Raw genomic sequence first — 25,377 nt, 5'->3', positions numbered from 1 at the left:
CGTCAGGGTCTCCCTGCATCGGCCGAACCGACCTACCGTGTAGGTCATGAGCATTCCGACGATCACCCTGAACAACGGAGTCGAGATCCCCGCCCTGGGCTTCGGCGTCTACCAGGCCGCGCCCGAGGAGACCGTCACCGCGGTCGCCACCGCGCTGGCGAGCGGCTACCGGCACATCGACACCGCCGCGGCGTACGGCAACGAACGCGAGGTCGGCAAGGCGATCCGCGACTCCGGGGTGGCCCGCGAGGAGGTCTTCGTCGAGACCAAGATCTGGATCACCGACTACGGCTACGACCAGACCCTGCACGCGTTCGAGAAGTCCGTGGGCAAGCTCGGCGTCGACCAGCTCGACCTGCTGATCCTGCACCAGGCGCTCCCGGACGAGTTCGACCTCACCATCGGCGCCTACCAGGCGCTCGAGAAGCTGTACGCCGACGGCCGGGTCCGCGCCATCGGGGTCTCGAACTTCATGCCCGGACACCTCGACCGGCTCCTCGCGGAGACCGAGATCGTGCCGGCCGTCAACCAGATCGAGGTGCACCCCTACTTCAGGCAGTCCGAGCTGCTCGCCTACGACACCGAGCGGGCCATCCTCAACCAGGCCTGGTCGCCGATCGGCGGCGTCACCTTCTACCGGGACGGCAAGCACACCAGCACCCTGGAGAACCCGGTGGTCGGCGAGATCGCCGCAGCCCACCAGAAGTCCCCGGCCCAGGTGATGCTGCGCTGGCACCTCGACCAGGGCCGCCAGGTCATCCCCAAGTCGGTCACGCCCTCCCGGATCCGCGAGAACCTCGACGTCTTCGACTTCACGCTGTCCTCAGACGAGCTCAGCGCCATCGACGCCCTCGACACCGGCGTACGCGGTGGCCCGGAGCCCGAGGCCATCACCCGTGCCGCGTTCGGCATCGAGATCCCCGAAGCGTGACATCCGACCGGAACGAACAGAGGAGACGTCATGGGAGTCTGGACCGACGACGAGCTGACCCGCATCGGCGATGCCCGCGAGCTGTACGTCGCCACCCAGCGTGAGGACGGGAGCCTGCGCGACGCCATCCCGATCTGGCAGGTGCGCGTGGGCGAGGACATCTACATCCGCTCCGCGCGCGGGCCCGAGAACGGCTGGTTCCGTCGCGCCGTACAGAGCGGCTCGGGCCGGATCAGCTCGGGAGGTGTCGAGAAGGACGTGACCTTCGAGCCAACCGCCGAGCAGAGCGCCGAGATCACCGCGGCCTACCACGCCAAGTACGACCGCTACGGTCCCGGCCCGGTCGGCGCGGTCACCGGCGACGACGTACTCGAGACGACTCTCCGCGTCCGGCCGCGGGCTTGACCGGACACTCAGGGGCCGGCATGAACGGACTCGAGATCACGGTACTGCTCGGCACGGCGGTGCTCCTCGGCACGGTGCTCGCTCCGCGACTGCGGATCGCGCTGCCACTGCTGCTGGTGGTCTTCGGACTTGCACTCGGGTTCCTTCCCGAGCTGCGCGAGGTCGAACTGCCACCCGAGACGGTGCTGCTGCTCTTCCTCCCGGTGATGCTGTTCTGGGAGAGCCTGACCACGTCGCTATGGGCCATCAAGCGAGACCTGCGCGGCATCGTCATCATGAGCACCCTGCTCGTGGTCGCCAGCGCATTCGGCGTCGCCGGGATCGCCTACGCGCTCGGGATGCCGTGGGAGGCCGCCCTGGTCCTGGGTGCCGCCATCGCACCCCCGGACGCGACCGCGGCGGCAGCGCTGGGACGCACGCTGCCGCGCCGCCAGTTCATGGTGCTCAAGGCCGAGAGCCTGACCAACGACGGCACCGCGCTGGTCGTCTACGCCGTCGCTGTCGGGCTCGCGACCGGCGGGCACTACACCACCCTCGACGTCACCGGACTGGTGCTGCTCTCCTACCTCGGCGGCCTGGCCACCGGTGCCGCGGTCGCAGGTCTGGCCTACCTCGTGATGCGGCAGCTGCACGACGCGATGACCATCAACATCGCGCTGCTGCTGGTGCCGTTCACCGCCTACCTCGCGGCCGAGCTGGTCGGCGCCTCCGGGGTGCTCGCGGTCGTCGTCGCGGGGCTGATCGTCTCCTACACCTCCGCCCGGATCAGCACCGCCGCGTCCCGACGGCTCACCGAGTCCGCCTGGCCGCTGGGCTCCTATCTGCTCAACGGCGCCCTCTTCGTGCTCATCGGCCTCGAGGTGCAGACCGTCGCCCACGAGCTCGACGCCACCGAGCTCGTACGCCTCTCCGGCCTCGCCGTGGCGGTGTGGATCGCGCTCATCGTGATCCGCTTCGTCTTCCCGCAGCTCGCGGTCCTGGTCATCCGGCTCCTGGACCGGCGCCCCTCCCAGCGAGCACGCCGGATGAGCTACCGGTCACGCGTCGTCGGCGCCGTCGCAGGCTTCCGGGGCGCGATCTCGCTGGCGATCGCGCTCTCGGTTCCCGTCACCCTCGACGACGGGAGCGGGTTCCCCGCCCGCGAGGACATCGTCTTCGTCACCGCCTGCGTCATCCTGCTGACGCTGCTGGTCCAAGGCCCCCTCCTCCCCGCCGTCGTACGCTGGGCCGACCTGCCCGAGGACCACGCCGCCGAGACGGAGCGCCGACTGGCCGAGCGCGAGATCACCGAGGTCGCTGTGGCCGCACTCTCCGATCTCGCCGACGAGCACGGCGTCAGCGACGAGGTACGCGACCGGCTCGCCGGCGACTACCAGGAGCACCTCGCGCTGGTGCAAGCCAAGGAGAGCGCCGGAGGCGGCGATCCTGATGACGACCTGCTCGAAGCCATGCTCGAGCGACGTGGGGACACGGGACCCGTCGGCGCGGAAGCCCTGGCGCTGGACGCCGAGACGCCCATGACCGTCCAGGTCGACGAGTACTCACCGCTGGCACGCAACGAGGAGTACACCCGCCTCCGCATCGCCATGCTCGACCGCAAACGCGAAGCACTCCTGCGACTGCGACAGAGCGGCACCATCGACGACTCCGTCGCCCGAGACATCCAGACCCGCCTCGACATCGAGGAGCTCCGACTCACCGGGATCGACCCGATCGACTGACCCGCCGCGCCGCCGGACTCTCGGCTCAGCTCACGGCTCTTCGCTGTCGAGCAGGGGCTGCAGCTGGGCCTGGATGGCGGCGGGGGTGGCGGAGGTGCGCAGCACGACCACGGCGGAGGACGGCTCGAGCCCTGAGGGCTGATAGCGCTCGAGGGCGACCCGCATCGCCTGGTCGAACTCGCTCTCGGGGTCGGAGGTCTGGCCCCGGAGCCAGCGGCGGAGCACGTAGTTGTGCGCGGTCACGAGGTCGGCCGCCAGCAGGTCGGCGCGGAGATGTCCGTCAGGCAGGTCGGACATCCACTCCCGAAGCCACCGGGCGAACAGCCGCTGGTACTGCTGGATCCCACCCGTCTCACGGGCACGCAGGGCGGGAACCGAGCCGACCAGGCGGTAGCGCGCTCGCGCCAGCTCCCCCTCGTCCAGGTAGTGACGCAGCACGACCCGGGTGGCCTCGCTCAGCGCGAGCGCTCGCGTGGCCGGGGTCGCGGCGGCCAGACGCTCGTCGATGCGACCGAGCAGCTGGTCGTGCTCGGGAAAGATCACGTCGTCCTTGGACCCGAACGCGCGGAAGAAGGTCGTACGTCCGACGCCGGCGCGACGCGCGATGTCCTCGGCGGTCGTCGCGTCGAAGCCGCGTTCCTCGAACAGTTCGTACGCCGCGGCGACCAGGCGGTCCTTCGTCGTCGCTGATCGAGGCTTCTCGTTCATGACCTGAACCTACTTGTTGGTACGCCGTTCCGTCTATAAGGTACGGAGTACCAATACACAGGAGGCTGCACATGAACGGGTTCAACCGCGTCGGCGTCGTCGGCGCCGGACTGATGGGGGCCGGCATCGCCGAGGTCACCGCGCGCGCCGGCAAGGACGTCGTCCTCATCGACGCCAACCCCGCGGCCGCCGAGGCCGGTCTCGACCGCCTGCGGGCCTCCCTCCAACGGGCCGAGCAGCGCGGCAAGATCACCGATGCGGCCGAGGTGCTGCAGCGCATCACCGTCAGCAGCGACCTCGAAGCACTCGCCGACCGCGACCTGGTCATCGAGGCGATCGTCGAGGACGAGGCCGCCAAGACCGCGCTGTTCACCCGGCTCGACGCCATCGTCACCGACCCCGAGGCCGTGCTGGCCTCCAACACCTCCTCCATCCCGATCATGAAGCTCGCCGTCGCCACCGAGCGGCCGGCGCAGGTGATCGGGCTGCACTTCTTCAACCCGGTCCCCGTGCTCTCCCTGGTCGAGCTCGTGCCCAGCCTGCTGACCGCGCCGGCCACCACCGACCGCGTGCGTACTTTCGTCGAGCAGGACCTCGGCAAGCACCCCATCGACTCCCAGGACCGGGCGGGCTTCGTGGTCAACGCGCTGCTGATCCCGTTCGTGCTCTCCGCGATCCGGATGCTGGAGTCCGGGTTCGCGACCGCCGAAGACATCGACCAGGGCCTCGTACGCGGCGCCGCCCACCCGCAGGGACCGCTGGCGCTCGCGGACCTCATCGGGCTGGACACGACCAAGGCCGTGGCCGAGTCGCTCTACGAGGAGTTCAAGGAGCCGCTCTACGCCCCGCCGCCGCTCCTCGCGCGGATGGTCGACGCTGGTCTGCTGGGCCGCAAGACCGGCCGCGGCTTCTACCACTACTGACCCAAGCCATCGATCAAGGAGGCACCATGTCCGACGACCTTCCCTACCTCGAGCTCGCCGACCACCACCTCGACCTGCGCGAGGCCGTGCGCGCGATCGCGGCCAACAAGATCGCCCCGTACGCCGCCGACGTCGACGCCAACAGCCGATTCCCCACCGAGGCCTACGACGCTCTCGTCGCCTCGGGGTTCCACGCGGCGCACGTGCCCGAGGCGTACGGCGGTGAAGGCGCCGACGCACTGGCCACCTGCATCATCATCGAGGAGATCGCCCGCGTGTGCGCCTCCTCCTCGCTGATCCCCGCGGTCAACAAGCTCGGCAGCCTCCCGCTCATCCTCGCCGGCTCCGAGAGCCTCAACCAGCGTTACCTCCCGCCGCTCGCCGCGGGCACCTCGACGTTCTCCTACGCCCTCTCCGAGCGCGAGGCCGGCTCCGACACCGCCTCGATGAAGACCCGCGCGGTCCTCGACGGCGACAACTGGGTGCTGAGCGGCCAGAAGTCCTGGATCAGCAACGCCGGCATCTCCGACTACTACACCGTCCTGGCCGTCACCGACCCCGACGGCCGGCGCGGATCCAACATCAGCGCATTCGTCGTGGAGAAGAGCGACGAGGGGTTCACCATCTCCGCCCCCGAGAAGAAGCTCGGCATCAAGGGTTCCCCCACCTGCGAGCTGAACTTCGATGCCGTCTACCTGCCCGGCGACCGGATCATCGGCGACCCCGGCACCGGACTCCAGCTCGCCCTGCGCACCCTGGACCACACCCGCATCACCATCGCCGCCCAAGCCATCGGCATCGCCCAGGGCGCCCTCGACCACGCCCTGGCCTACGTCCAGGAGCGTCAGCAGTTCGGCAAGCACATCGCCGACTTCCAGGGGATCCAGTTCATGCTCGCCGACATGGCCATGAAGCTCGAGGCCGCCCGCCAGCTCGTCTACGTCGCCGCGGCCAAGTCCGAGCGCGACGCCGGCGACCTGTCCTTCTTCGGAGCGGCCGCCAAGTGTTTCGCCAGCGACACCGCCATGGAGATCACCGTCGACGCCGTCCAGCTCCTCGGCGGAGCCGGCTACACCCAGGACTTCCCGCTCGAACGCATGATGCGCGACGCCAAGATCACCCAGATCTACGAAGGCACCAACCAGATCCAGCGCGTCGTGATGGCCCGCCAGCTCCTCGGGAAGCGGTAGCCGCGACACCTCACCCCTCCGGGCGGTCGGTCACCTCAGCCACACCCGATTGCCGATCACCACGGCCAGCTCGTCGGTGCGCTGATCGGTCCATCCCGGGGGCGGCAGGATCTCCGCCCAGGCGTACACCGGCGCGGTGCCGAACTGGTGGCCCTGCCCGCGGGGCACCGAGTTGGCGGAGAACTGGTCGACACCCAGCTGCAGCATGGTCACCCCGGGGATCCAGCGTACGTTCGGGGAGACGCCGCGGCCGCGTTCCTCCTCCAGCCAGTCGGGGCGCTCCACCGCCAACGACGGCGACCACCAGGTGATCGGGTCGTTGGCGTGCTGGAGATACCCGATCCGGGTGCCGTCCCAGGCCCCGGGCAGGTCCCACTCCTCGGGCAGGTCCGCGAACCGTACGATCTCACCGCCGTCCAGGATCGGCGCCACCTGAGGGGTGCCCGGCTCGCGTTCCTCGGTGAACCGGCTCCAGAGCCGGTTGTCGGCGGTCGGACCCACGAACAGGGCTCCGTCGGTGCGGGTGGCGAGGTCCTGGGCCCCGCTGAAGGCGGCCTCGCCGCCGAAGCTGCCCAGGCTCTCCCCGCTCACCACCAGCAGCGGACGGTCGGCCTCGGGGATCTCCAGCCAGCGCCCGTAGACGGCGTCGAAGAGCGCCAGGCCGGCGTCCTGCGCGCGCTGCCGGTCCAGGACGAAGGACATCCAGCTCGGGAGGTAGGAGTACTGCAGGCTGACCGTCGCCGTGTCGCCACCCCACATGAACTCCAGCGCCTGGGCCTGGTTCTCGTTGATCCAGCCTCTACCGGTGCCGGTCGCCACGTTGATCACCGCGCGGTCGAAGCCGCCGAGCGCGTCGAGCTCGGCGACCGCGGCCTGCGCCTCCTCGCGGATGTGGACGCCCTCGTGGCCGGCCCCGATGTAGGCGCGCACCGGCTGCAGGGCGGGCTCCCGCGTGAATGCGCCGATGTCAGCGGCGGTGGGCGCGCTCGCGATGAAGACCCGTCCCTGGCGGCCCAGGTCCCCCCACTCCTGGGACGAGGCCGGGCCGGCCGTGAGCTCGGGCGTCTCGGGCGGAGGTACGTCGGTGCTGAACTCCTCGTTGATCGTGGCGAAGCTCGAGTCGAGCGCTCCCAGCAGCCGGTTGCCGCCCACCCCGATGGCCAGCTCGTAGATCAGGACCGCGGCGATCAGGCCGCCGATCACGGTCGACGCCGCAGCGGGAAGGTAGCGCCCGATGAACCGGCCTATCGTGCCGCCCAGCGCCCTGATCCCGCGCGAGATTCCGAGCAGCAGCACGAACAGCACCGCGGTGAGCAGCACGGTGAGCACCAGGTGCCACAAGCCCACCCGATCGACGCCGACCAGGTCGCGTACCTGGTTCTCCCAGCGCAACGACAACCCCAGCACGACTAGGGTGCCCACGCCGGCGACGCCGGCGAGAACCCGCCATGCGATCACCCGTGCCCGGCCGGCCAACCGGCCACCGCAGCTGCGGACCAGCCATCCGGCCAACGCGCCCGCGCCGTACCCGGCCAGCATGCACAGCCCGGTGAGCAGCGCCTGGAAGAGCGCGGTCCGCGGCATCAGCGACGGAGTCAGCGACGCCCAGAGAAGCACCACCATGCCGGCCGTCGCCGCGAACGGCGCTCGCAGCTGCCTTCGCAACCGCTCTCGCAGCACGTCGACCGCGTCACTTCTCGGGATGAACCATCGCATCGACCGCGACGGTGACGGCCAAAATGAGGGCTGCGTCCTCGCCGGGCGCGACCTCGACCCCGTAGGTGTCCCGGACGCGGAACCACTTCTTGGACACCTCCGCGATCTTGCGTCCATCGGCTTCGATGTCGTACTCGTGGTCGACGATGTTGCCCTGGACCGTCCAGTCCTCACCCTGCTCGCGGTCGACCTTCCAGCGATCACGCAGCGGCGAGATGAGCGCCTTGTGCACGAGGGCGAGCTTCTCGCCGTCCGCGTCCTCGATCGCCATCGAGTCCCGGATGTGCAGGACCCTGGTCTGGATGCGGCAGATCTTGTTGCCGTGGGCGTCCTCGAGATCGAACGTGTCCCGCAGCCGCAGCGCCTTGCCGTCGACCCGGAAGACGCGGTCGCCGTCCTCGTTCTCGATCCAGTAGTCGTCACCGATGGAAATCATCTTCTGGCGCATCTGGAAGCGGTTGGCGTTCCCGCCACGCCCGAAGGCCTCGCGTTCCTCCTGGCGCTTCTCGCGTCGGTCTCGAAAGCCCATAGTCGTCTCCCCCTTCACAGGACCATCCCAGCCTGGTCGCGGACGATTCGGGGCGGATCACACGTAATGGGTGAGGTGGACGGATCGGATCGGGCCTCAGATCAAGACCATGAGTTCGGAAGCTGCCACCACCGAGGCACCAGCTGCGGCGAAGATGAGTCTGCCCACCCTGACCGCGATGGTCGTGGGCGGCATGGTCGGTGCGGGTGTGTTCTCGTTGCCGGCGAGGTTCGGAGTCGCCACCGGCATCCTCGGCTCACTGATCGCGTGGGCGATCGCGGGCGCCGGGATGCTCATGCTTGCGTTCGTCTTCCAGACCCTCGCGATCCGCAAGCCCGAGCTCGACTCCGGGGTCTTCATCTACGCCAAGGCCGGCTTCGGCGACTACGCGGGCTTCAACTCCGCGATCGGCTTCTGGGCCAGCTCCGTGGCCGGCAACACCTTCTACTGGGTCTTCATCGGCGCCACCATCGGCGCGTTCTACGACGGCTTCGGGGACGGCGACACCGTGCTCGCGGTCGCGCTCTCGACCGTCGGGGTGTGGCTCTTCCACTATCTGATCGCGCGCGGCGTCCGGGACGCCGCGGTGATCAACCGGATCGTCACGATCTTCAAGGTGCTGCCGATCCTGGTGTTCATCGTGGTCCTGTTCATCTCCTTCGACGCCGGTGTCTTCGCCGACAACTGGGTCGCCACCGGCTACGGCGATCTCGGCAGCCTCGACGAGCAGATCCGCAACACGATGCTGATCACCACCTTCGTCTTCATCGGCATCGAAGGGGCCAGCGTCTACTCCCGCTACGCCAAGAAGCGCGAGGACGTCGGGAAGGCGACGGTGCTGGGCTTCCTCAGCGTGCTGTCGATCTTCGCACTGGTCACCCTCTCCAGCTACTCCGTCGTCCCGCAGCCGGAGCTGGCCGCCACCCGGCAGCCGTCGATGGTCGGGGTCTTCGAGTCGGTGGTCGGCGACTGGGGCGAGGTGTTCATCAGCGTCGCCGTGATCGTCTCGGTCCTGGGCGCCTACCTCGCCTGGACGCTGATGGCGGCGGAGGTCATGTACGTCCCGGCCCGCTCCGACGACATGCCCGCCTTCCTGGGGCAGGAGAACCGGAACGGCACCCCGATCACCGCGCTCGTGGTGACGTCGCTGGCCGTTCAAGGGCTCCTCGCCCTCACCCTGTTCGTCAACGACGCGCTCAACTTCATGCTCGATCTCGCCACGAGCCTGGCGATCCTGCCCTACCTCCTGGCCGCCGCGTACGCACTCAAGCTCGGCCTGACGGGCGAGGCGTACGAAGGGGTGTCGGCCGGCGTACGTCGCAAGGAGACGATCGTGGCCGGCATCGCGACGGCCTACACGATCTTCCTCTTCGACGCCGCCGGGATGAAGTTCGTGCTGCTGATGACGGTGATCCTCGCGCCGGCATCGCTGCTGTACATCAAGGCACGCAGCGAACGTGGCCGGAGGATCTTCAGCCCCACCGAGATCGCGCTGTTCGGCGCGATCCTCGTCGGAGCCGCGCTCGGCGTCTACGGGCTGTGGTCCGGCCGGATCTCCCTATGACCTCAGGCCCCGACATACCTCCGTCCCCGACAGAAAGGCATCCCATGTCCGAGCAGGAGCCCGCGTACGGCGTCCACTCCGAAGTCGGAAGGCTCAGGAAGGTGCTCGTCTGCGCACCCGGCCTGGCCCACCGCCGGCTCACCCCCAGCAACAACGACGAGCTGCTCTTCGACGACGTGATGTGGGTCGAGAACGCCCAGCGCGACCACGCCGACTTCGTGAACAAGCTGACCCAGCGTGGTGTCGAGGTCGTCGAGCTGCACGACCTGCTGGCGCAGACGCTGGCGGTGGCCGGCGCCAAGGACTGGATCCTCGATCGCAAGATCGTGCCGAACCAGGTCGGCCTCGGCCTGGTCGACGACACCCGCACCTACCTCGAGTCGGTCTCGGACCGGCAGCTGGCGGAGTTCCTCATCGGCGGCCTCGCCACCAACGACCTGCCCGGCGACTTCCGCTCCGACTACGTCGGCCTCGCGCGGGAGTCGACCGGTGCCCGGGAGTATCTGATGCCCCCGCTGCCGAACACGCTCTACACCCGGGACACGACCTGCTGGCTGTACGGCGGGCTGACCATGAACCCGCTGTACTGGCCGGCCCGCAAGGACGAGACGCTCCTCTACAAGGCCATCTACCAGCACCATCCCGACTACGTCGGCTCGACCGTGTGGTGGGGCGACCCCGAGAAGGAGTGGGGGCAGGCCAGCTTCGAGGGTGGCGACGTGATGCCGGTCGGCAACGGAGTCGTGCTCGTCGGCATGAGCGAGCGCACCTCCCGCCAGGCGATCACCCAGGTCGCCAAGGCCCTCTTCGAGCAGGGAGCCGCGGAGAAGGTGATCGTCGCCGGGATGCCGAAGCTGCGGGCCGCCATGCACCTGGACACCGTCTTCACGTTCGTCGATCGCGACATCGTCACGCTGTACCCGACGATCATGGACGCCGTACACACCTTCACCCTGGTGCCCTCCGACCTGCCACCCGGGGTCGAGGTGATCGACCACGGCGACGCGGCCTTCGTCGACGTCGTGGCGCAGGCGCTCGGGCTGTCCTCGATCCAGGTGATCGACACCGGCGGGGACGTCTACCAGTCCGAGCGACAGCAGTGGGACAGCGGCAACAACGCGGTTGCGCTCGAACCCGGCGTGGTGTTCACCTACGACCGCAACACCCTCACCAACACGCTGCTGCGCAAGGCCGGGGTCGAGGTCATCACCATCGTGGGCGCCGAGCTCGGCCGGGGCCGCGGTGGCGGACACTGTATGACCTGCCCGATCAGCCGAGATCCAGTGGACTTCTGAGCCATCGCGGCCACGCAGTGAGCACACCGGAGGGCCCCGACGTCAGCGACGCCCGTCCCGGACGTCGCGCCTGGATCACGCGCATCGTCCTGCTGGTGGTAGCAGCGGTCAGCACCGTCATCGTCGTACGCCTGGTCGGGCGGGTCGACTGGGAGGCGGCCCGGGACGCACTGAGGCACCTCAGCTGGTGGCACTACATCGTGCTGCTCGCCGTCGTGCTGGTTCGTCAGATCCTGCTGGCGATGCCTCTGAGCTTCTTCATCCGCGGCGTGACGTTCTACCGCGCCACCATCAACGACCTCGGCGCGACGATGATGTACCTCATCGGTCCACCACCGAGCGACATCGCGCTTCGGGTCGCGATGTTCAAGTCGTGGGGGGTGAGCCCCGCCAAGGGCCTCGCCGGCACGGTGATGAACTCGCTGACCTTCTACGTCGCGAGGTTCTCAGCCCCGCTCGTCGGATTCATCCTGCTGCTGATCATCGGCGAGGACCCGTCGTTCCGGTGGGTCGAGCTGCTCAGCATCGCGATCGCGGTCGCCGTCCTCGTGACCGTTCTCCTGGTCGTACGCAGCGACCGGCTCGCCCGCACCGTCGGAACCCGCAGCGGACGGATCGTGCGCCGGTTCCGGAGATCGGTCGACCCCGATCGCTGGGCCGACGCCTGCCAGAACTTCCGTGCCGACATCTCCGAGCGGTTCCACAGCGGGTTCCCCCTGGCCGTGCTCTCCCAGGTCGGCATGATGGTCGTCGACCTCGCCGCGCTCACGCTGTGCCTACGCTTCGTCGGGGTCACGGCGGACGAGGTGGGCCTCGTATGGATCGCGATCGCCTACTTGTTCGCCTTCCCGTTCACCGTGTTCCCCCTGTGGGGGATCGGCATCGTCGACGCCCTCATCCTTGCCGCCCTGGTCGAGGCGGGCGGCCATGAGGTCGAGGCGGCGGCCGTGGCCGGACTGATCGTGTGGCGGGTGTTCACCGTGGGCGTGCCCGTGCTGCTCGGCGCCGGCGCCGTCGCGGCGTGGCGGCGTGAGGTCGCTGTGGCCGATGCCTCCCGGGGTGGACCCACACCTTCCGGGTGAGTGACTGCTCGACGCTCCTGGCGACGACGCGACCCCGCGCTCCGATCGAGGCGACCCGAACCGGACCTGATACACGCTTGCCTCTCCCCCGGGGGGAGGCCCGAGGATGGCCGCATGAGCGATCCCCTGATGTCCATCGGGACGTTTTCGCGCGCCGCGAGCCTGTCCGTCAAGACGCTGCGCGCCTATCACGCGCAGGGACTGCTCACCCCGGCCGCGGTGGACCCGGAGACCGGATTCCGCCGGTACGCCGCGGGACAGCTCGCGGATGCGGCCGTGATTCGTCGGCTCCGCGAGCTGGAGGTCCCGCTCGTCGACGTCGCGACGATCCTGAATGCGCGTGACCCCGAGGTCACCGCGGCGACCCTCGCCCGCCACGCCGAGCAGATGCGTGAGCGCGCACGACGGGTCGAGCAGATCGTCCACGACCTGCACGCGGCGCCACCGGAGTCCTGGACCCCGCCGCGTCTCGCCGATCTCCCGGCGATGAGCGCGGTCGCGGTGACCGGCGTCGTCCGAGACGGCGCCTACGACGACTTCCTGGTGGCGGCGTACGCGCGCTTGGAGCAGGCCTGCCGGGACGCGGGTGTCGAGGTCACCGGCCCATCGTCTGCCCTGTACGACGCGGAGCTCCTCGACGACGCCGAGCAGGAGGTCACGGCGTACTTCCCCGTGGACGCGGACGTCGCCCCCGCGGGCACGACCCTGCTGCACCTGCCCCCGGTCACCGCCGCGGTGGTCACCCACGCCGGGGACCACCACGAGAGTCTCCCCGACACCTACGGGCTCCTCGGCGCCTGGGTCGCCCATCACGGGACCCCGACGGGGCAGCCGCTCCGGGAGGCGTACGTCCTCAACGTCTCCGACGGCGTACCGCCGTCGGCCTACCAGACCGACATCGTCTGGCCGCTCACCCCTCGAAAGGACACTCCATGACACTGACCCTTGCCGCGATCAGCTTCGACTGCTCCGATGCGCTGCGCACCGCGACGTTCTGGGCCGCCGCACTGGACCGGAGGCTCGACGAGGGCAGCACCGACGAGTTCAGCTCGATCGGACTGAAGGAGCCCACGCCCGGCGCGGCGGCGTGGCTGTTCGCGCGTGTTCCCGAGCCGCGCCGGGCGAAGAACCGCGCTCACCCCGACCTCGTCGCGCAGGATCGCCCGGCGGAGGTGGCCCGCCTGGTCGATCTCGGCGCCACGGTCCTCGACGAGCACGACGAGTTCGGTATCCAGTGGACGGTGCTGCGCGACGTCGAGGGCAACGAGTTCTGCGTCGCCACCGCGCACTGAATACCGCCCCGCGTATCAGGGCCTGCCGCTACCGCTCCTCGATAGTGAGGCTTCGGTTGTCGTTCTGGAAGGTCCGGAACCTGAGGCCCACAGGGGGAATGAACATGAACAACGAAGATCTGTTCATGGCACAGTCAGAAGCGGTGCCCGAGGAGCTCACGGCCGTGGCCGAGTCGAAGGCATCGGCCGAGGAGGGTCTGCTCGGCAGGGAGAACGTGGTCGGCGTCGGGGTCGGTCTCAAGATCAAGGGCGGCGAGCAGACCGAGACGCCGAGCGTGATGGTGCTGGTCAGCCAGAAGATGCCGACCGAGCTGGTCAGCCGCGCGAACACCATCCCGAAGACGGTCGACGGCAAGCCGACCGACGTCCTCGAGGTCGGGAACCTGTTCGCCGGCGGCAGCCAGCAGCTCATGGAGACCCAGGAGGTCGACGCCCAGACCCTGGCGACCCGGATCCGTCCGGCTCGTCCGGGATTCAGCGTCGGGCACTTCAAGATCACCGCAGGGACGATCGGCGCGGGCGCGTACGACCTGAGCCCGGTCCCGGGGATCCCGCCGCGCTACTACATCCTGAGCAACAACCACGTGCTCGCCAACTCCAACAACGCCAGCATCGGCGACCCGATCCTGCAGCCCGGCCCGTTCGACGGTGGAACCGCGCCGGCGGACGTGATCGGCCGGCTGGCCCGGTTCGTGCCGATCAGGTTCGACGGCACCTGCAACTCCGTCGACGCCGCGGTCGCAGAGGTGCCGTTCCACGTGATCGACCGCGACGTCTACTGGAACGGCTACCCGGCCACCGCCGCCAAGGCGGCAACCGTCGGGATGCTCCTGAAGAAGACCGGTCGCACCACGAACTTCACCACCGGCCGGGTCACCGCGATCGCGGCGACGGTGAACGTCAACTACGGCAGCGGCAAGGTCGCGAAGTTCTGCAACCAGATCATCACGACCAACATGTCGGCCGGTGGCGACTCCGGCTCGATGGTGCTCGACCTGCAGAACAACCCGGTCGGGCTGCTCTTCGCGGGATCGAGCGTGGCGACGATCCTGAACCCGATCGCGCTGGTCCAGCTCGCCCTTCAGGTGCGTGTCTGGCCGTGATCGGCTGAGGACCCGGAGATGCCGTCAGTCCTCGGTCCTGAAGGCGTCTCCGGTCTCCACCTTCACCGGTAGGCCCTCGCACTCCTGGGGCAGGGACCTCACCGCCGCCGAGGCCGGGTCGAGGGCGTAGACCACCACCGCCGGTCCCCCATCCTCGGCGGCACCGATCGCGACACCTGCGATGCCCTCCCCGATCCACTTCTCGGCGACCTCGAGCGCCCGCCGGGACCGCTCATCGAGGGATGGGATCTCGGCGTACAGGTCGTCGTCCGCGTTCATACCCCCAGGCTACGCCGGGCGCCCACAGACCACGGTCGCGCTTGCGGGCCGGCTCACGGGCCGGCCACTTCGCCGTCCAGGCTGAGCACGCTGCTGTCTCGCCGTAGCTCCTCGCGTGAGCGGAGGCCGAGCTTGCGCAGCGCGTGCGACATGTGCGTCTCGACGGTGCGAGGCGAGAGGAACAGCTCGGCGGCGATCTCGCGGTTCGTACGTCCTGCGGCGGCGAGCAGCGCGATCTCCCGTTCCCGGTCGGAGAGGTCGGTGCCGTGCCCGCGGCGCCCGCCTCGCCACGGGTAGGGAACGGCCACCCCGTGGCGACGCATGAGCTGGGTGACCCGGGCGATGTCACGCCGGGCGTCGAGTCCGCCGTAGGTGCGCAGCGCGCCTTCGAGGAGCGCCGGGCCGGAGTCCGCTGCCTGCGTACACCGCCAGTCGCCGAGCCGCTCCTCGACCTGTGCCGCGACGTAGACGAGTCCGGCGGCGGCCGCGGTGTGGCGCGCGGAGGCCAGCAGCCGCTCGACGGCCGCCGCCTCCCCGTCGGCCTGGGCGACCAGCGCCTCGCAGGTGCGCACCGCGGCGAGCGCGGCCGGAGCGTCGGCGTCGCCGAGATGGCGGGCCAGGTCGGCCACCTCGGCTCGGACCTCGGCCACCGTCCCGATCGCGACGGCCGCATCGACCAGGCAGAGCATCGGGGCGGCGGCCCAGGCGTAGAGACCCTTGCGACCGGCCTGGTCGACCGCGGCCCGCGCCTGGGCGAGGCTTCCGTGGGCGTCGCCGGTGGAGAGCAGGAGCCTCGACAGCGCTGTCTGGGCGGGGATGAGCGGCCAGACCGAACCGACCCGCTCGCACTCGGCGATCACCCCGGCCAGCTGCTCGCGCGCGTCGGTCCCGGTCGCGGTCGCGGTCAGCACGAGCCCGTGCAGCAGGCGGGCGTCCAGGGAGGCTGCCCCGAAGCCGAGCCCCGGCGTGGCGAGATCTCGTACGCGGTCCGCCAGCCCGTCCCAGCGGCCGCTCTCGTAGTCGGCCATCGCGCTGACCAGGGCATAGACCTCGATGACCCGCTCGAACCCGGCCGCCTCGGCGACCGCGCGGCCCTCGGCGACGAGCTCGTCGGCGCGTCGCAGGTGACCGCTGTGGAGCGCCCCCTGGGCCCAGTTCACCGCGGCCCGCGCGTGCTCACGCGGGTGGGCGATCAGCACGCCGTCGCGGCGTACGGCATCGATCAGGTCCCAGGCCTCCGGTCGCCCCTGCTCCAGGAGGAGCGAGCCGCGGGTGATCAGCACCGAGAGGCCGACGTCGGCCGCGCCGGCGCGCTCGGCCGCCGCCTCGGCCTGCTCGCAGCGCTCGAGATGGGTGGCGATCGACACGTCGACCACGGTCTCGGGCACCGCCAGGACGGCGAGGGCTCGCGCCTGTAGATCGGGGCGTGCCTCGAGGTCGGGGACCGCGCGCTCGATCGCTCGGAAGCCGGCGCGCGCATGTCCCTGCTGCCGCTGGAGCCGGCCGAGCGCGAACCGGAGCTCGCCGCGGGCCGGCGGCGGCAGATCCTCCTCGTCGAGCAGGCGGCCCAGGATCGGCATCGCCTCCGCGTGGGCGAGGCCGTCGACCGCGGCCCGGCCGAGCTTGGTCGCCAGGCGTACCCGGGTCTCGGGCGGCAGGCTCGCCATGTCCGCCGTCGCCTGACGCAGCAGGTCGGCGGCGACGGCGTCGTTGCCCCGCCGGATCGCCTCGTCCGCGGCGGCCTCGGCATGGCGTACGAACTCAGCCGGGCGACCGGCCCGCTGGTAGTGGTGCGCGATCCGCGCCGAGCGGGCCACGCCGTCGGACTCCTCCAGGACCTGGGCGGTGCGCAGATGGAGCCAGCGTCGCGTCTGCGGCGGCACGTCGTCGTAGACCACCTGCTGGGCGAGGACGTGACGGAACCGGCCCCGCCCCTCGTGGTCGTGCAGCAGCCCGATGGCGTACGCAGCGTCGAGCGCCCGCGCGACCTTCCGCAGATCGTGGCCGGTGACCTCGGCGATCAGCCCGGCATCGACGGTCTGGTCGGCGACCGCGGCCGCGCCCAGCACCTCGGCGGCCATGGCATCGAGGGCAGCCACGCGCTCACGTACGACATCGCGCAGGGCGGTGGAGACCGAGAGCGCGGCGATCGCGTCGGGATGCCGCGGGATCTCGGCGGCGGGCTCGCGTTCGAGCAGGGTGCGGAGCACCTCCTCCACGACGAACGGGACGCCACCGGTCACGTCGAAGAGCGCCGCGGCGGTCTCCTCGGGTACGTCGGTGGCCAGGATCGTCCGGGCGAGCTCGCCGACCGATTCCGGCCCCAGCTCGCGCAGCGTGACCGTGCGCGCCGGCCCGGAGACCCCCCGGGCGAAGGCCTCCCGAACCAGCGGGGCAGCGGCCTCGGGCCGGGTGGTGACGAGGATCGAGAGGTCGGGCGGCTGATTCGCGGCGAGGAACGCGAGGAAGTCGACGGTGACGCGGTCGGCCCAGTGCAGGTCCTCCAGGACGAGCACGCCCGGGGCCAGGTGTCCGAGCAGCTCGGTCGCCGCCCGGAAGGTGCGGTGCCGGGCCTCCTGCTGGTCGGCCAGCGGCTCCGGCGGCGGCGGGAGGCGGTCGGCGACCTCGGGGATCAGGGCACCCAGGGACCCGACCACCGGGCTCAGGGCCGACCGCTCGATCCGGTCGGCGTGACCACGCAGCGCATCGACCACCGGGCCGAGCGGAAACGGGTCCAGAAGATGCTGGCAGTGTCCCAGGAGGAAGAGCCGCTTCGGATCGTCATCGATGAGTTCACCGACGAGACGGCTCTTGCCGATCCCGGCTTCACCCTCGATGACTACGATCGCCGGTGCCGCATCGATCGCGGACCTGACCTGTGCCAGCTCAGCATCGCGCCCGACCAGGATTCGAGACGTGAGAGCGTCCATCAAGCGTCCTCCCACTGGTCTGAGCAATCCTCAGTGTAGGACACGGATGTGTCCCCTTCGTTTCCACGCATAGCCTCCCCACACCCCTTCCACGTGCCGTGGAAGCAGGATGCGAGGAGCAGGACATGCAGGGCAATCCCCCGATCCGACGGTGGGCCCGTCGTTCGCTGGCGCTGGCCGCGACGACGGCCCTCGTCACCACGATGGCCCCCGATGCGAGGGCTGACGAACCGGCCGAGAACCCCGAGGCCAACCGAACCAGCGCCATCACCAGCGGCGCGCTCAGCCGCGGCGACGGTGGCCTGAAGGTCACCAAGGCGGCCGACATCGCGGCGGCCAAGGCGAAGGGCGACAAGCGCGGGACGTACATCGTCCAGATGGCGCTCGACCCGGTCGCCACCTACGACGGCGACGTCAAGGGCTACTCGGCGACGAAGCCGGGCGAGGACGCCAAGGTCGACCCCGACGCCAGCGAGACGGTCGACTACGCCGACCACCTGCGCGGGCGGCAGCGGTCCGCCCTGACCAAGGTCAAGGGTGGCGAGCCGACCCAGGAGTACGTCTACTCCTTCAACGGCTTCACCGCCGACCTCACCGGCGACCAGGCCGCGAAGCTCGCCTCGCAGCCCGACGTCGTGGCGGTCCACGAGGACACCAAGGTCGAGGTCGACACCTCCTCGACGGCCAGCTTCCTCGGTCTCGACTCCCGCGACGGCCTGTGGGCCAAGCTCGGTGGTCCCGAGGGCGGCAAGCACGGCGACGGCGCGGGCGAGGACGTCGTCATCGGCGTGATCGACAGCGGGATCTGGCCGGACTCGAAGAGCTTCTCGGACCGCGACAAGCGGGGCAAGAAGGTCTACCACGGCAAGCCGAAGGGGTTCCGCGGCACCTGCGAGACGCCCGAGACCGTCGGCGACGACTCCTGGAAGGCCAGGAGCTGCAACAGCAAGCTGATCACGGCTCGCTACTTCAACGACGGCTGGGGCGGCGACGCCGGGATCGCCGAGCAGCTGCCCTGGGAGTTCAACTCACCGCGCGACTACAACGGGCACGGCACCCACACCGCGTCGACCTCCGGTGGCAACCACGGCGTCAAGGTGACCGGAGCCGCGGCGGCGTTCGGTGAGATCACCGGCATCGCGCCCCGGGCACGCATCGCGGCGTACAAGGCCCTGTGGTCCACCGAGGACGGCTCGACCGCGACCGGCTACAACTCGGACATGGTCGCCGCGATCGACCAGGCCGTCGCCGACGGCGTGGACGTCATCAACTACTCGGTCTCCGGCACCAGCACCGACTTCCTCGAACCGACCGAGGTCGCGTTCCTCAACGCCGCCGCGGCCGGGATCTTCGTGTCTGCCTCGGCCGGCAACTCCGGCCCGACGGACTCGACCGTCGCCCACCCGGGACCGTGGCTGACCACCGTCGCCGCCGGGACGCACGACCGCAGCACCACCGGAGCGGTCACTCTGGGCAACGGCACCCGCTACACCGGCGCCTCGGTCGCCCCCAACGGTGTCGGACCGGCTCCGCTCATCACCGGCGCTTCGGCCCGTCTCTCGGGGGTGTCGATCACCGCCGGCTCGCGCTGCTACCCGGCCAGCGACAACAACGGCAAGCCGGCGCTCGACCCGGCCAAGGTGGCCGGCAAGATCGTCCTGTGCCAGCGCGGCGGTGACATCGCGCGGGTCAACTCCAGCCGCGCGGTCGCCGAGGCCGGCGGGGTCGGGATGATCTTCGTCAACGCCTACGAGAACTCGCTCAACTCCGACTTCCACTCGGTCCCGACGGTGCACCTGGCCGACACCGAGTGGAGCGCGGTGAGCGCGTACGCCGCCACGGCGGACGCCACCGCGACGATCGAGGCCGCCACCATCCAGCGCGGTGCGGATGCGCCTTACACAGCCGAGTTCTCCTCCCGCGGGCCGCTCGTGGCCGGTAACGGCAACCTCCTCAAGCCGGACGTGATCGCACCCGGGCAGGACATCCTCGCCGCGGTCGCTCCCCCGGGACAGGGCGGTATGGACTTCAACCTGATGAGCGGCACCTCCATGTCCGCGCCGCACGTCGCCGGCCTGGCCGCGCTGCTCCATGACCTGCACCCCGACTGGTCGCCGATGGCGATCAAGTCCGCGCTGATGACCACCGGCTCCGACGTACGCGACGGGGCGGCCACCGACCCGAAGGTGATCTTCAAGCAGGGTGCCGGGCACGTTCAGCCCAACACCGCCGCCGACCCGGGGCTCGTCTACGACAGCGGCACCGACGACTGGACGGCTTTCCTGTGCGGATCCACCAACGGCGTGCTCGACAGCGTCTGTGACGGCCTGGAGACCGCCGGTCTCTCGCTCGACCCCAGCGACCTCAACACGCCGTCGATCGCCGTCGGCCTGCTCGACGAGACGAAGACCGTCACCCGCACCGTGACCAACGTCGGCCGCAAGAAGGCGACCTACAAGGCGTCGGTGACCGGCCTGGAGGGCGTCGACGTCACGATCGAGCCGAGCACCCTGACGATCAAGCCCGGCGAGAGCAAGTCCTTCACCGCGACCTTCACCCTCGAGGACGCCGCGCTGTTCCGTTACCTCGGCGGCCAGCTGTCCTGGACCGACGGATCGCACAAGGTTCGCTCCCCCATCGTGCTGCGGGCCAAGCGGCCGGGCTCGGAGGACTGGTCCACGCGGTACGACGGTCAGCGCACCGACTTCGGCGCCTCGACCGACTCCGGCGGCGAGGTGCTCCTGAACCCGGACGGCACGCGGCTCTACATGAGCGGCTTCAGCCGGCCTGCCGCGGCGGGCGGTCTCGCGCCCGACTTCCTCACCGCCGCCTACGACCCCGAGACCGGTGACCCGCTCTGGGAGGTCCAGTGGGACGGCTCGAACGGCGGCTCGGACGAGCCGGCCGGCTTCGGGATGAGCCCCGACGGTGACACGGTCTACGTCGCCGGCACCAGCGGCAGCGACATGGTCGCGATCGCGTACGACGGGGCCAACGGCGCCGAGAGGTGGAACATCAGGCTCGACGGCCCCGGGCAGGCCACGGACACGGTCAACGACCTGGTGGTCAGCCCCGACGGCAAGCGGATCTACGTCACCGGCTACCAGAACGTCGGCGACACCCATCTCGACTACGCCACCGTGGCCTTCGACGCCGCGACCGGCGAGCAGCTGTGGGTCTCGCGCTACGACGACCCGGTGAACGGCACCGACGACGCCCGGGCGATCGCGGTCAGCGAGGACGGTGGCACCGTGGTCGTCACCGGTCAGAGCCGGGGCGAGGGCACCGGTCTCACCGACTGGGGCACCGTGGCCTACGACGCCGAGACCGGCGAGCAGCTGTGGGACGTGCTCCGCAACGGGAGCGCCAACGGGATCGACATCTCCGACCAGGTCCAGATCGCAGGGTCCACGGTGATCGTCTCCGGCGGCGTCGGCAACACCGACCGCCAGACCGACTGGGCCACCGTCGGCTACGACCTCGCCACCGGCGAGGAGAAGTGGTCGGCCGAGCACGGCGGCGCCGGCACCGACGTGCCGCAGGCCACCGAGCTCTCCCCGGACGGCAGCAAGGTCCTGGTGACCGGCAACGTCGACGGCGCCACGAACATGGACTACGCCACCGTCGCGTACGACGTCACCACCGGCGAGCAGGTCTGGGCGGCGACGCACGACGGCAACGCCCACGGCTCCGACATCCCCTGGGACGTGACGATCTCCGAGGACGGCACCCGTGCGGTCGTCACCGGCGAGTCGACGGACACCGAGACCGACCTCGACTACATGACCATCGCCTACGACATGAGCAACGGCGAGAAGGTGTGGTCGTCGAGCTACGACGCCACCGCGGCATCGGACGGCGGCAACGGCGTCGTGCTCGACCGCGGGCCCGACGGCAAGCGACGCGTGTACGTCACCGGTGCCAGCACCATCGGGTTCGACCCGGTCGGTATCGACAGCAACATCGACGCGGCCACGGTCGCCTACTTCGACCCGTTCGAGTAGACCCGCGGGTGCGACTGCGGCCGGCCGCCGGACGAACTCGATCGTCCGGCGGCCGGCCCGGTTCCGGCCCCGGTCCGGTTCGAGGCGGTCCTGGCGTCACCGTGCCGTGACTACCCGGCGGCGCGCGCCCACGAGCTCGGCGCCTGGCCGTACTGGCGGCGGAAGGCGCGGCCGAAGGTGCCGAGCTCGCTGAAGCCGCTCGCGCGGCAGGCATCGGAGACGGCGGCGCCGCGGGCGAGCAGCGTGCCGGCGAACTCGAGGCGGGCGCGGCGGATCTCGGCCGCCGGCGATCGACCGTCCTCTGCCAGCAGCGCCTGGACCGAACGTACGGACAGGTGCAGCTCGGCGGCGAGGGCGGCCGCGGTGAACTCCGGGTCCCGGAACCGCTCGCGCACCCGCTGGTCCACCGCTGCCCGGAGCGCGTCACGCGTGGTGAGGTCGACCTCCTCGACCTCGTCGAGCGCGAACCCGGAGACGTTGGCGGCGTGGGCGAAGGAGAGCAGCCGGGCCCCGGCGGTGCCGACGGCGCGGGTGGACCAGGCGACCGGCACAGGCCGGCCCTGGCGGGTGAAGAACCACGCCGGCGCCGTGGTGGTGCTCGGTCCGGGCCGGCCGAGGATCGGGCAGGCCTCGGAGGGGTACGCGGTCCCGTCGGGGCGATGGTCGTGGAGGGTCTCGTGGCTGGAGGCGCCGATGACCTCGTCGGCCGAGCTGTAGCCGAGCAGGGACAGCGCGGCCTGGTTGGCCAGCTGGACGGTGCCGTCGGCGCCGATCACCCACAGCGCGGTCGGGGTCACGTTGACCACCGCGGCCAGCAGGTCCTCGTCGAGCCCTTCCATCCGCCCAAGGGTGGCTCGTCCCGGTTTCAGGCTCGTTCACCTGCTTGTGTCGCTCCGGTTAACCCGAGCCATCTGGGCCGGCCCCGCGCAGATCGCCGCAGATCGTGCGCGGATGGCCTACTCGGAGGGTCGCCTCTGGTGGTGGCATGGGGCGTGGGTCAACGGCGATCCGAGGTCCTGTCGTTCACGCCCGAGGAGGCGACCCCATGTCCTATGTGAGCCCGAAGGAGCTCGCCGGCCGCATCATCAGCTCCGGCGAGTCCAAGGTCTTCATGTCGACCAGAGATACCTTGATCCGCGCCTACATGGCGGGAGCCATCTTGGCGCTGGCGGCCGCGTTCGCGGTCACCATCGGCGCCAAGACCGGCGAGCCGCTCATCGGCGCGGTGCTCTTCCCGGTCGGTTTCTGCATGCTCTACCTGCTCGGGTTCGACCTGCTGACCGGCGTCTTCACCCTGGTCCCGCTGGCCTGGCTGGACCGGCGCCCCGGCGTCACGTTCGGCGCCATGATGCGCAACTGGGGCCTGGTCTTCGTCGGAAACTTCGCCGGCGCCCTGACCACGGCAGTGATGATGGCGATCTACTTCACCTACGGATTCTCGGTCGAACCCGATGCGGTCGGCCAGGCGATCGGTGCCATCGGCGAGGGCCGGACGCTGGGCTACGCCGACCACGGTGCCGCAGGGATGCTGACTCTCTTCGTACGCGGCGTGATGTGCAACTGGATGGTCTCCACCGGCGTGGTCGGAGCGATGATGTCCGACAGCCTGCCGGGCAAGGTGATCGCGATGTGGATGCCGATCATGGTCTTCTTCTACCTGGGCTTCGAGCACTCGGTCGTCAACATGTTCCTCTTCCCCTCCGGGCTGATGCTCGGTGGCGACTTCACCGTCGGCGACTACCTGCTCTGGAACGAGATCCCGACCGTCCTCGGCAACCTGGTCGGTGGCCTGACCTTCGTCGGGCTGGTCATCTACGCCACCCATCACCGCACCGGCACGGAGCGGACGCGCCCCGCTGCCGTGACCCCTGACAAGTCGACCGTCGTGAGCGAGGCCTGAGCAGATGACCCAGCCCATCTTGAGCAAGACCGAGGCCGCCGAGGCGGTCACCTCCGCCCGGCTGCGGGCCGGGATCACCTGGGCCCAGATCGCCGAGCATGTGGGCCGTGCGCCGGTGTGGACGACCGCCGCCCTCCTCGGCCAGCACCCGATGAGTGCCGCCGAGGCGGAGGCCGCCGGCGAGCTGCTCGGCCTGGAGCCCGCGGTCGTCGAAGCGCTGCAGGTCCAGCCGTACCGAGGCGCGGCGCCCGGCGTGGCGTCCGATCCCACGATCTACCGCTTCCACGAGGCCCTGGCCGTCTACGGCCCGGCGCTCAAGGAGCTGATCCACGAGGAGTTCGGCGACGGCATCATGAGCGCGATCAACTTCAAGGTCGACATCGCTCGTCGTTCCGACCCCGGCGGGGACCGGGTGGTGGTCACCTTCGACGGGAAGTTCCTCGACTACAACTGGTGAGGCCCCGCAGCGCATCTCAGCCGGCGTCGGCGTCGATGTCGAGCAGAACCAGGGCCCGGGGCCCGCTGCGACGGTGCAGCAGGCCCCGCAGGGCATAGACGCACATGCTCACGGTTCCGAGGACGATCAGGTGGATCCCGGCAGCCTGGGCGACGGCCAGCGAGGCGGCCGCCCCGGGTCCCGCCACGGCCCAGCTGCGCACCTGTCGGCTTGCGGCCGAGCCGGTCGAGGCCCAGGTCGCGAAGTGCTCGCAGTTGTTCCGGACCAGGTGGTAGCCACGCGTTCCGAGACGAGACTCCGCACGACGGATGATCTCCTCGGTCGGCAGTCGGCTGCGGTAGGTGCGCACGTATACGGGCCCACCACAGGCGAAGGACTCGAGCGATGTCCGCTCCACACGCCGACCGGTGGCCGCCGTGCCCGTGTAATGGATGACGGTCCCGTCACCGGCGTCTATGGCGTGGTGGGTGTAGTAGCGACCCCGGCGGGCGTAGATGTGGTCACCGCGTGCCACCGGAGCACCTGCCTTCTCGGGTTCTCACGCCGCAGGCCTGGACGGCTCGCGAACCACGGGCTGGTTGAACACGAAGCGCCGGAACACCCAAAAACGCGTCGCGGTGCTGATCCCCAGCCCGATCACGTTGGCCGAGACATTGTCCGCGATCGGGCTGGACAGCCCCAGGACGTAGCGGCTGAACCACAGGCACACGACCGGAATGGCCATCGTGAGCGCACCCAGGACGAAGAACCTGACCACACCGGTCACCTGATCAGGAGCGTCACGATCCCGGAACGCCCACAGCCGCGTCCCGACGTACGCCACGACTCCAGCGACGACGTTGGCCACCACGTACGCGACGATCGGAGCGTTCCGCAGCGGAGCCGTGCCGAGGAGCAGGCCGTGCGCCAGTGCGTTGAAGCCCACGAACGACACCACGGTCGCCAGGCCGCCCACCACCATGAACCGAACCACCTCGCCGAGCAGCCGAAACGCCCGATGTCTCCAGCTCGATGCGACGGTCACCTTTACGATGCTACCGACGAAGTGGGTCCGACTGACTTCTCTTTTTGCGAGAGTCGCCGACACAGACCACCGACCAAATCCCTAGCCGGTCGGGCAACGCAAGAGGGTAGAAGGTCCCGTCTACCCCAATATTGAGTAGATGAAGAGAACTCTCGCAACCCGCTGAGACAGCGCCGGGAGACCCTCTTCTCACAGGCCTCGCCGAGGCGGCCCACGCGCCGCACTTGCTCCTCGGTTTCAAGAGGTCCTCACGATCCACCCGAGATCAGCCCAGACCGACGGCGACAGGCATCCCTGTCCGCCCACCGGTCTCGGGCACCTCAG

At 70.0% G+C, this 25,377-nt stretch carries 22 protein-coding genes; 14 read left to right on the top strand and 8 right to left on the bottom strand.

Annotated features, from left to right (window positions below):
- The first annotated feature begins 46 nt into the window (after positions 1–46).
- Genes BLT25_RS26180 through BLT25_RS26170 form a run of 3 tightly spaced genes read left to right on the top strand, consistent with a single transcriptional unit; the run spans position 47 to position 3,057 of the window.
- Positions 47–931 (top strand): aldo/keto reductase, encoded by an 885-nt coding sequence (locus BLT25_RS26180; protein WP_091052276.1) that lies wholly within the window; start codon positions 47–49, stop codon positions 929–931.
- Positions 932–961: 30 nt separating this feature from the next.
- Positions 962–1,336, top strand: a complete 375-nt coding sequence (locus tag BLT25_RS26175) for a DUF2255 family protein (RefSeq protein ID WP_091052274.1) — start codon at positions 962–964, stop codon at positions 1,334–1,336.
- 20 nt (positions 1,337–1,356) lie between these two features.
- Positions 1,357–3,057 (top strand): Na+/H+ antiporter, encoded by a 1,701-nt coding sequence (locus BLT25_RS26170; RefSeq protein ID WP_091052272.1) that lies wholly within the window; start codon positions 1,357–1,359, stop codon positions 3,055–3,057.
- A 30-nt stretch (positions 3,058–3,087) separates the two neighbouring features.
- Here BLT25_RS26170 and BLT25_RS26165 read toward each other — a convergent pair whose 3' ends face one another.
- Positions 3,088–3,765, bottom strand: a complete 678-nt coding sequence (locus BLT25_RS26165; RefSeq protein WP_091052271.1) for a TetR family transcriptional regulator — start codon at positions 3,763–3,765, stop codon at positions 3,088–3,090.
- A 71-nt stretch (positions 3,766–3,836) separates the two neighbouring features.
- On the opposite strand from BLT25_RS26165, the gene BLT25_RS26160 reads away from it, so the two are divergent.
- Together BLT25_RS26160 and BLT25_RS26155 are read left to right on the top strand one after the other, a co-directional pair.
- The gene (locus tag BLT25_RS26160) at positions 3,837–4,688 is read left to right on the top strand and encodes a 3-hydroxybutyryl-CoA dehydrogenase (RefSeq protein WP_091052269.1); all 852 of its coding nucleotides are present in this window, start codon (positions 3,837–3,839) and stop codon (positions 4,686–4,688) included.
- 26 nt (positions 4,689–4,714) lie between these two features.
- Complete coding sequence (locus BLT25_RS26155) at positions 4,715–5,878, top strand: acyl-CoA dehydrogenase family protein (RefSeq protein ID WP_091052267.1); 1,164 nt, start codon at positions 4,715–4,717, stop codon at positions 5,876–5,878.
- A 30-nt stretch (positions 5,879–5,908) separates the two neighbouring features.
- On the opposite strand, the gene BLT25_RS26150 is transcribed toward BLT25_RS26155, so the two are convergent.
- Together BLT25_RS26150 and BLT25_RS26145 are read right to left on the bottom strand one after the other, a co-directional pair.
- The gene (locus BLT25_RS26150) at positions 5,909–7,594 is read right to left on the bottom strand and encodes an alpha/beta hydrolase (protein WP_091052266.1); all 1,686 of its coding nucleotides are present in this window, start codon (positions 7,592–7,594) and stop codon (positions 5,909–5,911) included.
- The gene (locus BLT25_RS26145) at positions 7,569–8,123 is read right to left on the bottom strand and encodes an LURP-one-related/scramblase family protein (RefSeq protein WP_091052264.1); all 555 of its coding nucleotides are present in this window, start codon (positions 8,121–8,123) and stop codon (positions 7,569–7,571) included. The genes BLT25_RS26150 and BLT25_RS26145 overlap by 26 nt, the downstream gene beginning before the upstream one ends.
- 109 nt (positions 8,124–8,232) lie before the next feature.
- Between BLT25_RS26145 and BLT25_RS26140 the strand changes: the two genes are divergently transcribed.
- The 6 genes from BLT25_RS26140 (at position 8,233) to BLT25_RS26115 (ending at position 14,459) form a co-directional block, all read left to right on the top strand.
- Positions 8,233–9,687 carry a basic amino acid/polyamine antiporter gene (locus BLT25_RS26140; protein ID WP_256328803.1) on the top strand — a complete coding sequence of 485 codons (1,455 nt, stop codon included), beginning with the start codon at positions 8,233–8,235 and terminating at the stop codon, positions 9,685–9,687.
- A 44-nt stretch (positions 9,688–9,731) separates the two neighbouring features.
- On the top strand, positions 9,732–10,982 hold the full coding sequence (locus BLT25_RS26135; RefSeq protein WP_091052262.1) for an arginine deiminase: 1,251 nt from the start codon (positions 9,732–9,734) through the stop codon (positions 10,980–10,982).
- Positions 10,983–10,999: 17 nt separating this feature from the next.
- Complete coding sequence (locus BLT25_RS26130; protein ID WP_176884293.1) at positions 11,000–12,064, top strand: lysylphosphatidylglycerol synthase domain-containing protein; 1,065 nt, start codon at positions 11,000–11,002, stop codon at positions 12,062–12,064.
- 114 nt (positions 12,065–12,178) lie between these two features.
- Positions 12,179–13,000 (top strand): MerR family transcriptional regulator, encoded by an 822-nt coding sequence (locus BLT25_RS26125; protein ID WP_091052259.1) that lies wholly within the window; start codon positions 12,179–12,181, stop codon positions 12,998–13,000.
- Entirely contained in the window at positions 12,997–13,356 is a 360-nt protein-coding gene (locus tag BLT25_RS26120; protein ID WP_091052257.1) for a VOC family protein, read from the top strand. The genes BLT25_RS26125 and BLT25_RS26120 overlap by 4 nt, the downstream gene beginning before the upstream one ends.
- A gap of 125 nt (positions 13,357–13,481) precedes the next feature.
- Positions 13,482–14,459 (top strand): S1 family peptidase, encoded by a 978-nt coding sequence (locus BLT25_RS26115; RefSeq protein WP_256328802.1) that lies wholly within the window; start codon positions 13,482–13,484, stop codon positions 14,457–14,459.
- 24 nt (positions 14,460–14,483) lie between these two features.
- On the opposite strand, the gene BLT25_RS26110 is transcribed toward BLT25_RS26115, so the two are convergent.
- Positions 14,484–14,738 (bottom strand): hypothetical protein, encoded by a 255-nt coding sequence (locus BLT25_RS26110; protein ID WP_091052255.1) that lies wholly within the window; start codon positions 14,736–14,738, stop codon positions 14,484–14,486.
- Between the two features lie 53 nt (positions 14,739–14,791).
- A complete protein-coding gene (locus tag BLT25_RS26105; RefSeq protein WP_091052253.1) occupies positions 14,792–17,668 on the bottom strand; it encodes an ATP-binding protein in 2,877 nt (958 codons plus the stop codon).
- A 125-nt stretch (positions 17,669–17,793) separates the two neighbouring features.
- Between BLT25_RS26105 and BLT25_RS26100 the strand changes: the two genes are divergently transcribed.
- Complete coding sequence (locus BLT25_RS26100; RefSeq protein ID WP_091052252.1) at positions 17,794–21,672, top strand: S8 family serine peptidase; 3,879 nt, start codon at positions 17,794–17,796, stop codon at positions 21,670–21,672.
- Between the two features lie 110 nt (positions 21,673–21,782).
- Here the strand turns inward: BLT25_RS26100 and BLT25_RS26095 are convergent, their stop codons facing one another.
- On the bottom strand, positions 21,783–22,511 hold the full coding sequence (locus BLT25_RS26095; protein WP_091052250.1) for a helix-turn-helix domain-containing protein: 729 nt from the start codon (positions 22,509–22,511) through the stop codon (positions 21,783–21,785).
- A gap of 206 nt (positions 22,512–22,717) precedes the next feature.
- On the opposite strand from BLT25_RS26095, the gene BLT25_RS26090 reads away from it, so the two are divergent.
- Together BLT25_RS26090 and cynS are read left to right on the top strand one after the other, a co-directional pair.
- Entirely contained in the window at positions 22,718–23,572 is an 855-nt protein-coding gene (locus BLT25_RS26090) for a formate/nitrite transporter family protein (protein WP_091052248.1), read from the top strand.
- Between the two features lie 4 nt (positions 23,573–23,576).
- Positions 23,577–24,029, top strand: a complete 453-nt coding sequence (gene cynS / locus BLT25_RS26085) for a cyanase (protein ID WP_091052247.1) — start codon at positions 23,577–23,579, stop codon at positions 24,027–24,029.
- 16 nt (positions 24,030–24,045) lie between these two features.
- Here cynS and BLT25_RS26080 read toward each other — a convergent pair whose 3' ends face one another.
- Both BLT25_RS26080 and BLT25_RS26075 read right to left on the bottom strand, forming a co-directional pair.
- Positions 24,046–24,543: a lecithin retinol acyltransferase family protein gene (locus BLT25_RS26080; protein ID WP_091052245.1), complete on the bottom strand. Its 498-nt coding sequence runs from the start codon at positions 24,541–24,543 to the stop codon at positions 24,046–24,048.
- Between the two features lie 24 nt (positions 24,544–24,567).
- Positions 24,568–25,053 (bottom strand): GtrA family protein, encoded by a 486-nt coding sequence (locus tag BLT25_RS26075; protein WP_143033871.1) that lies wholly within the window; start codon positions 25,051–25,053, stop codon positions 24,568–24,570.
- Between the last annotated feature and the right edge of the window lie 324 nt (positions 25,054–25,377).

It is taken from the genome of Nocardioides sp. YR527, from assembly GCF_900101045.1.
GTDB lineage: Bacteria > Actinomycetota > Actinomycetes > Propionibacteriales > Nocardioidaceae > Nocardioides.
Note: the sequence above shows the minus strand (reverse complement) of the source record. Positions and strands in the feature narration are given on the sequence as shown.

Excerpts from the sequence above, each read along its gene's own strand:
- BLT25_RS26180 (WP_091052276.1), top strand. The coding sequence starts at position 47 with ATGAGCATTCCGACGATCACCCTGAACAACGGAGTCGAGATCCCCGCC.
- BLT25_RS26175 (WP_091052274.1), top strand. The coding sequence starts at position 962 with ATGGGAGTCTGGACCGACGACGAGCTGACCCGCATCGGCGATGCCCGC.
- BLT25_RS26170 (WP_091052272.1), top strand. The coding sequence starts at position 1,357 with ATGAACGGACTCGAGATCACGGTACTGCTCGGCACGGCGGTGCTCCTC.
- BLT25_RS26165 (WP_091052271.1), bottom strand. The coding sequence starts at position 3,765 with ATGAACGAGAAGCCTCGATCAGCGACGACGAAGGACCGCCTGGTCGCC.
- BLT25_RS26160 (WP_091052269.1), top strand. The coding sequence starts at position 3,837 with ATGAACGGGTTCAACCGCGTCGGCGTCGTCGGCGCCGGACTGATGGGG.
- BLT25_RS26155 (WP_091052267.1), top strand. The coding sequence starts at position 4,715 with ATGTCCGACGACCTTCCCTACCTCGAGCTCGCCGACCACCACCTCGAC.
- BLT25_RS26150 (WP_091052266.1), bottom strand. The coding sequence starts at position 7,594 with ATGCGATGGTTCATCCCGAGAAGTGACGCGGTCGACGTGCTGCGAGAG.
- BLT25_RS26145 (WP_091052264.1), bottom strand. The coding sequence starts at position 8,123 with ATGGGCTTTCGAGACCGACGCGAGAAGCGCCAGGAGGAACGCGAGGCC.
- BLT25_RS26140 (WP_256328803.1), top strand. The coding sequence starts at position 8,233 with ATGAGTTCGGAAGCTGCCACCACCGAGGCACCAGCTGCGGCGAAGATG.
- BLT25_RS26135 (WP_091052262.1), top strand. The coding sequence starts at position 9,732 with ATGTCCGAGCAGGAGCCCGCGTACGGCGTCCACTCCGAAGTCGGAAGG.
- BLT25_RS26125 (WP_091052259.1), top strand. The coding sequence starts at position 12,179 with ATGAGCGATCCCCTGATGTCCATCGGGACGTTTTCGCGCGCCGCGAGC.
- BLT25_RS26120 (WP_091052257.1), top strand. The coding sequence starts at position 12,997 with ATGACACTGACCCTTGCCGCGATCAGCTTCGACTGCTCCGATGCGCTG.
- BLT25_RS26115 (WP_256328802.1), top strand. The coding sequence starts at position 13,482 with ATGGCACAGTCAGAAGCGGTGCCCGAGGAGCTCACGGCCGTGGCCGAG.
- BLT25_RS26110 (WP_091052255.1), bottom strand. The coding sequence starts at position 14,738 with ATGAACGCGGACGACGACCTGTACGCCGAGATCCCATCCCTCGATGAG.
- BLT25_RS26105 (WP_091052253.1), bottom strand. The coding sequence starts at position 17,668 with ATGGACGCTCTCACGTCTCGAATCCTGGTCGGGCGCGATGCTGAGCTG.
- BLT25_RS26100 (WP_091052252.1), top strand. The coding sequence starts at position 17,794 with ATGCAGGGCAATCCCCCGATCCGACGGTGGGCCCGTCGTTCGCTGGCG.
- BLT25_RS26095 (WP_091052250.1), bottom strand. The coding sequence starts at position 22,511 with ATGGAAGGGCTCGACGAGGACCTGCTGGCCGCGGTGGTCAACGTGACC.
- BLT25_RS26090 (WP_091052248.1), top strand. The coding sequence starts at position 22,718 with ATGTCCTATGTGAGCCCGAAGGAGCTCGCCGGCCGCATCATCAGCTCC.
- cynS (WP_091052247.1), top strand. The coding sequence starts at position 23,577 with ATGACCCAGCCCATCTTGAGCAAGACCGAGGCCGCCGAGGCGGTCACC.